A 7,861-nucleotide genomic window follows, 5' to 3' on the forward strand; every position below is an offset into this window, starting at 1 on the left:
GCGCGGCTTCGTCCTCGGTCTCGCCCGGCTCGCGCGCCGAGAGGGTGGCGGGCGGCAGGGCCTGCGTCGCCGCGCCCGCGGGCAGGTCGCGGACAGTGAGGCGGACGGGCGCGCCGGCCTGCATCTCCAGCGCCCTGGCCGCCTCGGCCGAGACCAGGAACCCGGGCGCCTTGCCCGGCTCGGTCAGAGGCAGCAGACGCGCCTCGGCGCGGCGGCCGTCGTCGGTCAGAACCTCGACCTGGCGGGGGGTCGCGACATCGGGATGCGCGATCCAGGCGCCGCCGAAGGTCGGGCCGCCGGCCCAGACGCCGACGCCCTGCAGCTCCGACGCGGGCGCTTCCGACGCGGTCTGCGCCGCTGCGCCCTCCGGCGCGGGGGGAGGCGTCTCGGCCTCCGCCTGCGCCGTCGCAGGCGTCTCGGCTTCCGCCTGCACCGTCGCGGGCGGCGCGGCATCTTCCTGCGCCGGCGCCGGCGCCTCGGCCTGCGCGGGCGCTGAGTCCTGAGGGGCGGCCACAGGGGTCTCGGCCGTCTGCGCAGGGCGGGCAGGCGCCGTGGCGTCCTGGGCAAGGGCCGGCGTCGCGCCGAGCCAGGCGAGCAGCGCGATCGCCACGCCCGCGCGCGCCGTCAGTGCGGCGGAGGCGGGGACGACGGTCAGGAGCATCGACCGCATTTGGGGGTCTCCGGGATCGCGGGCGCGCACCGCCCGGTCGCGTCCGAGGCTACAGGAGCCCTGCGCCCGAGGAAACAGCCTGCAACGCCCCCGACGCCTCTCCATCGCGCCGCCGTGAGCGTCCGCCTCGAGAGGCGCCGCGAGGTCGCCGTCCGGCGCCGCGCACCCGGCCGCGCCCGGACCACGTGAAGACCGCCCGCGGCCATCGACGCGGCCCCGGTCGGCAGGTCGCGCCGCTCGCATGTTGCGCAACTCGGCCAAACCGAACAGAAGGGGGCGTGCCTGGGGTGAGTGGCCGAGCGGTCGAAGGCATCCGTCTTGAAAACGGACGGGCCCGAGAGGGTCCCGCGGGTTCGAATCCCGCCTCACCCGCCACATCTCCCGACATGTCGCAGACATCCCCGGACCCTTCCTTGCTGTCGGCGGGCGTCGGGCGGCGCGATCCCCGCTCATGGACCCGCAGCCGCTCGCCGAAGGGCCGGCGGAATGCGGCTGCGACGCGAGTCCCGCGGAGAGAAGAAGCGACGGAGCGGTCGCCGGAGCTGGCGGGGCAATCGCGGACGCCGCGCGCGCGACATGGCCATGGCGCAGCGCGCCAGGCCGAGCGCGCGGCGCCGGGTCGGATGCGGGAAGCGAGGCGCGGTTCGGGACGCCGTCTGGGGCGCCAGAGGCGGGACGCCGAGGTCAGACCGGACGCGGGACGGCCGCGGCCCTGAAACGCGAAGCGCCCGAAACCGGTTCAGGTTTCAGGCGCTTTGGCTGTGGTGTCTTTACAGGGCGGGTGGTGGAGCCAGGCGGAATCGAACCGCCGACCTCTTGAATGCCATTCAAGCGCTCTCCCAACTGAGCTATGGCCCCGTTCCCTGTGTCGCCGCCGGATTGGGTGTTCCGTTGGCGTGGCGGTCATCTAGACCAGCGGAGGGGGGGACGCAAGGGGTGTTTTCACCTCTTTGCGGCCCGGATCTCCGTGCCCTTGCGGCAAGGCCGAACCCGAGGCCCGGCCGGCCGCGCGCCCGCCCGAAGGCGGACGCCCGGAGACCTCAGGTCTCCTCCTCGTCGCTGCCCTCCTTGCCGCCGCCGACGATGCCGATGTCGTCGTCGCTGTCGTCGTCGGCGTCCAGCAGGACGTCGTCCTCCGACTCGTCGTCGTCATCGTCGTCGTCCAGCAGCTCGTCCTCGAGGACCGGCGCGTCGCGGGCCGGCTCCTTCGCGGGTTTGGGCTTGGCCCGCGACGAGGGCGGGCCCTTGCGCTCGCTCAACTGGGCGAGGTCGAAGGTGGCGCCGCAGTTCGGGCACGGCGCCGGATCTCTCATCAGGTCGTAGAAGCGCGTCTGGCAGCTCGGGCACACGCGCTTCGCGCCCCATTCAGGTTTGGCCATAAGGACCCCCGGCAGGCGAACAGGTTCTGCGAAGGTGCGCGCCATGCCACAGGATCTGGCGACGTGCAAGCGCGCGCGGACCGCGACGCGACCGCGAGGCCGCGCCGCGCGCGCCCCTCGCCCTGCCCCGGAGGCCCCTGCGGCAGGCGAGCGCCGCGCCGCGGGCCCGGGCGCCGCAGTTCCCCGGCCGCCCCGGGCGCGTCCATTTCGCACCTGCGAAACGCTTGCCGCGCGGCCGCTGCGGCCCTAGGTTCCGCGCCAACCCCCGAAGCGGCCCGGCCCAGGCCGAGGGCCGCCCTCGCGCGCCGTGAGCGCGCCGAAGAAGGCGGACGCCGGAACATGCTCTACCATGCCTATGAATTCACCCACGCCGCCATCAGCCCCCTGCGCGCCGCCGCCCAGGTCGGCCGGCAGGCGCTGAGCCACCCCCTCAACCCCGCCGCGATCACCTTCCCCGCCCGCGCCGCCGCGGCCGGGCTCGAGATGTTCGTCAACGCCACCCGCCGCTACGGCAAGCCGGAGTGGGGGCTGGAGACGACCACGGTCGCGGGCGAGACCTCGAAGCTGACCATCGAGACGCCGCTCTCGAAACCCTTCTGCGACCTGCTGCGCTTCCGGCGCGGGGGCGCGGTCGCGCGCTCGCGCAACGATCCGCCGGTGCTGGTGGTGGCGCCGATGTCGGGCCACTTCGCCACCCTGCTGCGCGGCACCGTCGAGGCGATGCTGCCCGAGCACGACGTCTGGGTCACCGACTGGCGCGACGCGCGCAACGTGCCGGTGGCCGAGGGGGTGTTCGACCTCGACGACTTCACAGACTACATCGCCGACTTCTGCCGCCACATCGCGCGCGAGACCGGCGAGCGGCCGGCCGTGATGGGCGTGTGCCAGCCGGGCGTGCCGGTGCTGGCGGCCGCGGCGATGATGGCCGAGGACGGGGACCCGGCGCGCCCGGCCTCGATCGTGCTGATGGGCTCGCCCATCGACACGGCCAAGAACCCCAAGCAGCCCAACGAGCTGGCCACCACCCATCCGCTGAGCTGGTTCGAGAAGAACGTCGTCGTCACCGTGCCCTGGCCCAACATGGGCTTCATGCGGCGGGTCTATCCGGGGTTCCTGCAGCTCTCGGGTTTCATGCAGATGAACCTCGACCGGCATCTCAACGCCCATCTCGACCACTTCCGCCACCTGGTGAAGGGCGACGGCGAGAGCGCGGCGAGCCACCGGCGGTTCTACGACGAATATCTCGCGGTCATGGACCTCGACGCCGCCTTCTACCTGCAGACCATCGAGCGGGTGTTCCAGGAGCGTCTGCTCGCGGTCGGCGCCTTCCGCTATCGCGACGAGCGGCTGGTGAACCCCGGCGCGATCCGCGACATCGGCCTGATGACGGTCGAGGGCGAGAAGGACGACATCACCGGGCTGGGCCAGACCGAGGCGGCGCAGACGCTGTGCGTCAACCTGCCCGACGCCAAGCGGCTGCATCACGTGCAGCACACCGTGGGGCACTACGGGGTGTTCAACGGTTCCCGCTGGCGGCGCTCGATCCAGCCGAAGGTGCGCGACTTCGTGCGGGCGCAGCGCACGATGCTGCGCGGCGCGCCCGATGAGGTGGTGACCCCGGCGAAGGATCGCCGTCGGCCGAGCCTCGACGGGGCGCTGGACGCGGCGGGGCTGCGCGGCGCGAAACACCTGAAGGCCGCGGCGATGAAGAGCGCCGGCCTGGGCGAGGACCTCGATCGCAAGGCCGGCGGCGCTGGCGGCGCGACGGGCGGCGGGACCGGGGGCAAGACCGGAGCCGGGAGCCAGTGATCCTGCGGCGTCGTCGCCCCCCGGCGGCGCCGGAGCCCGACGCGCTGCCGGTCGAGGCCCTGGGCCTCTCGGTGCGCCTGCGGCGAAATCCGCGGGCGACGCGGTTCACCCTCTCGGTCAGCCGGGTCGACGGGCGTCCGCAGCTGACCCTGCCCCAGCGGGCGAGCCTGGCCGAGGCGCGCGCCTTCCTCGACCGCCATGTCGGATGGCTGCAAGGGGCGGTGGCCCGCGTGCCTCCGGTGCGCGTGGTGGCGGACGGGCGCGCCCTGCCCTATCGCGGCGGCTCCGTGGTGCTCGAGTCGCGCCCCGGCCGCTTCGCGCCGAAGCTGGAGGGGGGCCGGCTGCTGGTCTGTGGCGCGCCCGAGGCCGCGGCGGGCCGCGCGAAGGCTTTCCTCAAGGACGCCGCGCGCGCGGCACTGGTTCCCGCGGCCCATGGCTATGCCGCGCAGGTGGCGCGAAATGCGACGCGGATCACGCTGCGCGACACCCGCTCGCGCTGGGGGTCATGCAGTTCCGAGGGCGCGCTGAGCTTCTCCTGGCGGCTGGCGATGGCCCCGCCCGAGGTGCTGGACTACGTGGCCGCCCACGAGGCGGCGCATCTGGTCGAGATGAACCACGGTCCCGGATTCTGGGCGCTGGTCGAGCGGCTGCGCCCCGATTGGCGCGAAAGCCGCGACTGGCTGCGCCGTCACGGCGGCGACCTTCACCGGGTGGATTTCGGGGGCTGACGCTCAGGGCCGCGGAGCGTGCCGACAGAGCGTGCCGACGGTCTGCCCGCCGGCGACCCCGGGCCAGGCCCGGGACGCGCCCGACGTCCCTGTCGCGAGCGCAGGGGTCGCCCCCGGCGCGGAGGCGCCTCAGACGCTGGCGACGAGGACCACGGCGATCACCACCACCCAGACGGCCAGGCCCGACATCATCAGGTACTTGGCGTTGGTCAGCGTGTAGCGCCACATGAAGGCGCGCTGGATCGCGAACAGGATCGGCGTGCCGAACAGGTAGAGCCAGATCATGATCTGCGCCAGGCCCAGCGGACGCGCGGCGCGCTGGGGCGCCACGCCGGGCAGGTTCAGGTCGCGCAGGCGCTGGGTGTCGGCGGTCTGGATGCTGAGCGTGTCGCCCTGCATCAGCCCCTTGGCGAGGCCGAACGCAAAGCCCACCCCCAGCAGCAGGAACACCGCCACCATCACATGGGGAAGCGACAGCAGCGGGCGGTTGTACTTGCTCTTGCGGCGGCGGTTGCGGCGTTTGTCGCGGGTGCTGATCCGCGCCATCGGCCGGGCATGCGACAGGCCGCTCTGCTCGTCGTCGTTCACGTGCGCCTCCCGGCGTCCGGAGCGTCCGCAGGCGGCGACCCCGGCCCACGCCGGCGATCGACGGCCGCGGTCCGCGTCCCCCAAAATCCCCTATCCCCCGAGCCGTGCGGCCCCGGGGCGTCTCAGCTGTCGTCCCCGGTCACCGGTCGGCGTTCGGGTTCTTGTTCCACGACTCCGCGCCCGAGTTCGAGGCGCCCCCGCCCCCGCCCCCGGACGAGATCGAGTCGACCACGCCCGCGATGAAGCTGCCCACGGCGCCCAGTCCGTCCTCGATCGCCTCGCGCGCCCGCCCGCCCGTGCTGTCTCCCGAGGAGGCCACGCGGTCGGTCGGGGCTTCGCTTGCCCCGCGCGGACGCTCGCTGTCAAGCGGGCGGAGGGGGAGGCCCTCATGCAGTCCCAGCATGGCGCGCCGCCAGATCTCGGCCGGCAGACCTCCGCCGGTGACGCCGGTCAGGGGGGTGTTGTCGTCGTAGCCCATCCAGACGCCGACCACGTAGTCGGCGGTGAAACCGATGAACCAGGCGTCGCGGGCGGCCTGGGTGGTGCCGGTCTTGCCCGCCGCCTCGCGCCCGTCGAGCTGGGCGCGCCGCCCGGTGCCCTGGTCGATCACCGCCTGCATCATGCCGGTCAGCCGGCGGGCGGTCTGCGCGGACATGGCGCGGGCCTCGCCGCCGCCCGAGTGCGTCATCAGCGCGGTGTCCTCGCCGCGCAGCGCCACGCTGCGGATGCCCCAGGGCTCGGTCTTCAGACCGTTGTGGGCGATGGTCGCGTAGACGCCGGTCATGTCGAGCAGCGTCGCCTCGGAGGTGCCCAGCGCGATGGCGGGCCCGGGGGCGAGATCGGCGGTGATGCCCATCTGCTCGGCCATGCGGCGCACCGCCGGCAGGCCGGTCTCGACCGCCGTGCGCACCGCGACCGTGTTCACCGAGCGGGCCAGGGCCTGGGTCAGCGTCATCGGGCCGAAGCGCTCGTCGTTGTAGTTCGAGGGGGTCCAGCCCTTGATGGTGATCGGCCGGTCCTCGACGACCTCGGCCGGCGAGCGTCCGGCCTCGAGCGCGGCGGCGTAGACCACCGGCTTGAAGGCCGAGCCGGTCTGGCGCAGCGCCTGGGTGGCGCGGTTGAACTGGCCGCCCAGCCCGGTCGGGTTGCGCCCGCCGACGATGGCGCGCACCGCCCCGTCGGGGGTCATCACCACCATCGCCGCCTGGGCGTCGGAGCCCTCGCGCACGTTCTCCTCGAAGACCGAGCGCACGGCGCTCTCGGCCGCGAGCTGGGCGCGGCGGTCGAAGGTGGTGCGGATGCGCACGTCCTCGGTGGTGTCGCGGGTCAGCCAGGCGGGACCGGCCTCCATCACCCAGTCGGCGAAGGCGCCCCCGGCCCGGTCGGAGGCGGCCTGCGACAGCTCGGCGGGATGGGCGCGCGCCTGATCGGCCTGCGCCTTGGTGAGGTAGTCCTGCTCCTCCATCAGCCCCACGATCACGTTCGCCCGGTTCTGGGCGGTGGCGAGGTTGGAGGTGGGGGCGTAGCGCGACGGGGCTTTCAGCAGGCCCGCCAGCATCGCGGCCTCTGCCGGGGCGACCTCGCGCGCGGACTTGCCGAAATAGCGCTGGGCGGCGGCCTCGAACCCATAGGCGCCGGCGCCGAGATACACCCGGTTGAGGTAGATCGAGAGGATCTCCTCCTTGGTGTATTTCAGCTCCATCGCCAGAGCCATCGGCAACTCCTTGAGCTTGCGCTCGACGCTGCGCTCATGGGTCAGGAACACGTTCTTGGCGGTCTGCTGGGTCAGCGTCGAACCGCCCTGCACCAGGCCGCCGGCGCGCAGGTTCACCGCCATGGCGCGCGCAAGGCCCAGCGGGTCGATGCCGAAATGGGAATAATAGCGCCGGTCCTCGGCCGCGATCACGCCCTGGACGAGGTGGGGCGACATCTCGCCCGCGCGCAGGGCGCCGCCGAACTGGTCGCCGCGCCAGGCGAAGACCTCGCCCGCGTCGTCGAGCAGCGTGACCGAGCCGCGGTCGCGCCCGTCGAGAAGCTCGGCGGCGGGAGGCAGCGCGAAATAGTACCACCCCACCGAGACCGCGATCACCAGCGCCATGCCCAGCGCGATGCGCGAGCCGATCAGCCAGGTCCAGCGGCCCACGAACATCAGCACCGCGCGCACCGCCCGGTCGAGCCAGCCCATCCGGCCGCTGCGGACCTTGCGCGGGCGCGCGATCTTCGCGGCCTTGGGGGGCCTGGCGGCCTTGGGCGCGCGCGTCTTTGCGGCCGGCGCCGAGGCGCCGGTCTGCCGCTCGGCCTTTCGCTGGGCCGCGCGACGCTGGGCCGTCGTCATCCGACGGCCGGGAGGGTCCTGTCTGCCTTTCGTCACGCCCTTCGGTCTCTTGTTGGCGAACCGTCTGCTCGTCTTGCGCGGTGACCCGATGAAGGTAGGGCAAAACGGCCGCTTTGTGGAGATCGACTGACGATTTGCGGGTGCGGTTGCGGCCCGCGGGCCACAGACGGGCGCCCCTCGCCCCACGACACGCGAGCGCGGGCGCCCTGCGGCCCCTGCCCGCGCGCGATCAGCCGCCCGCAGCGCCCTGCCAGCGCGCCGCGGGCGGCGTGCGCCGGCGCTCGGACAGCGCGGCGGCCACGGCGCGGGAGGCGCGGCGGGCGGCCTCGCGCAGGGTGTCGGCCTCGAAGCC

The 7,861-nt window shown here is 73.8% G+C and carries 5 protein-coding genes, 2 tRNA genes and 1 pseudogene; 3 read left to right on the plus strand and 5 right to left on the minus strand.

What is annotated here, in order from left to right; all coding sequences use genetic code 11:
• Window positions 1–670: pseudogene (locus tag AAC134_RS22885) on the minus strand (hypothetical protein); the annotation flags it as partial.
• Between the two features lie 285 nt (window positions 671–955).
• Here AAC134_RS22885 and AAC134_RS22890 point away from each other — a divergent pair.
• Window positions 956–1,045: transfer RNA gene (locus AAC134_RS22890), tRNA-Ser, on the plus strand.
• A 407-nt stretch (window positions 1,046–1,452) separates the two neighbouring features.
• Here the strand turns inward: AAC134_RS22890 and AAC134_RS22895 are convergent.
• A tRNA-Ala gene (locus AAC134_RS22895) sits at window positions 1,453–1,528 on the minus strand.
• Window positions 1,529–1,710: 182 nt separating this feature from the next.
• Complete coding sequence (locus AAC134_RS22900; RefSeq protein WP_339951957.1) at window positions 1,711–2,094, minus strand: TIGR02300 family protein; 384 nt, start codon at window positions 2,092–2,094, stop codon at window positions 1,711–1,713.
• Window positions 2,095–2,388: 294 nt separating this feature from the next.
• On the opposite strand from AAC134_RS22900, the gene phaZ reads away from it, so the two are divergent.
• Both phaZ and AAC134_RS22910 read left to right on the plus strand, forming a co-directional pair.
• On the plus strand, window positions 2,389–3,858 hold the full coding sequence (gene phaZ / locus AAC134_RS22905) for a polyhydroxyalkanoate depolymerase (protein WP_339951959.1): 1,470 nt from the start codon (window positions 2,389–2,391) through the stop codon (window positions 3,856–3,858).
• On the plus strand, window positions 3,855–4,586 hold the full coding sequence (locus AAC134_RS22910; RefSeq protein WP_339951961.1) for a SprT family zinc-dependent metalloprotease: 732 nt from the start codon (window positions 3,855–3,857) through the stop codon (window positions 4,584–4,586). The genes phaZ and AAC134_RS22910 overlap by 4 nt, the downstream gene beginning before the upstream one ends.
• 129 nt (window positions 4,587–4,715) lie before the next feature.
• On the opposite strand, the gene AAC134_RS22915 is transcribed toward AAC134_RS22910, so the two are convergent.
• Both AAC134_RS22915 and AAC134_RS22920 read right to left on the minus strand, forming a co-directional pair.
• Window positions 4,716–5,174, minus strand: a complete 459-nt coding sequence (locus tag AAC134_RS22915) for a hypothetical protein (protein WP_339951963.1) — start codon at window positions 5,172–5,174, stop codon at window positions 4,716–4,718.
• 139 nt (window positions 5,175–5,313) lie between these two features.
• The gene (locus AAC134_RS22920; protein WP_339951965.1) at window positions 5,314–7,545 is read right to left on the minus strand and encodes a transglycosylase domain-containing protein; all 2,232 of its coding nucleotides are present in this window, start codon (window positions 7,543–7,545) and stop codon (window positions 5,314–5,316) included.
• Between the last annotated feature and the right edge of the window lie 316 nt (window positions 7,546–7,861).

Origin of the sequence: uncultured Albimonas sp. (genome assembly GCF_963977235.1) — a bacterium.
Lineage (GTDB): Bacteria > Pseudomonadota > Alphaproteobacteria > Rhodobacterales > Rhodobacteraceae > Albimonas.

Excerpts from the sequence above, each read along its gene's own strand:
- AAC134_RS22900 (WP_339951957.1), bottom strand. The coding sequence starts at position 2,094 with ATGGCGCGCACCTTCGCAGAACCTGTTCGCCTGCCGGGGGTCCTTATG.
- phaZ (WP_339951959.1), top strand. The coding sequence starts at position 2,389 with ATGCTCTACCATGCCTATGAATTCACCCACGCCGCCATCAGCCCCCTG.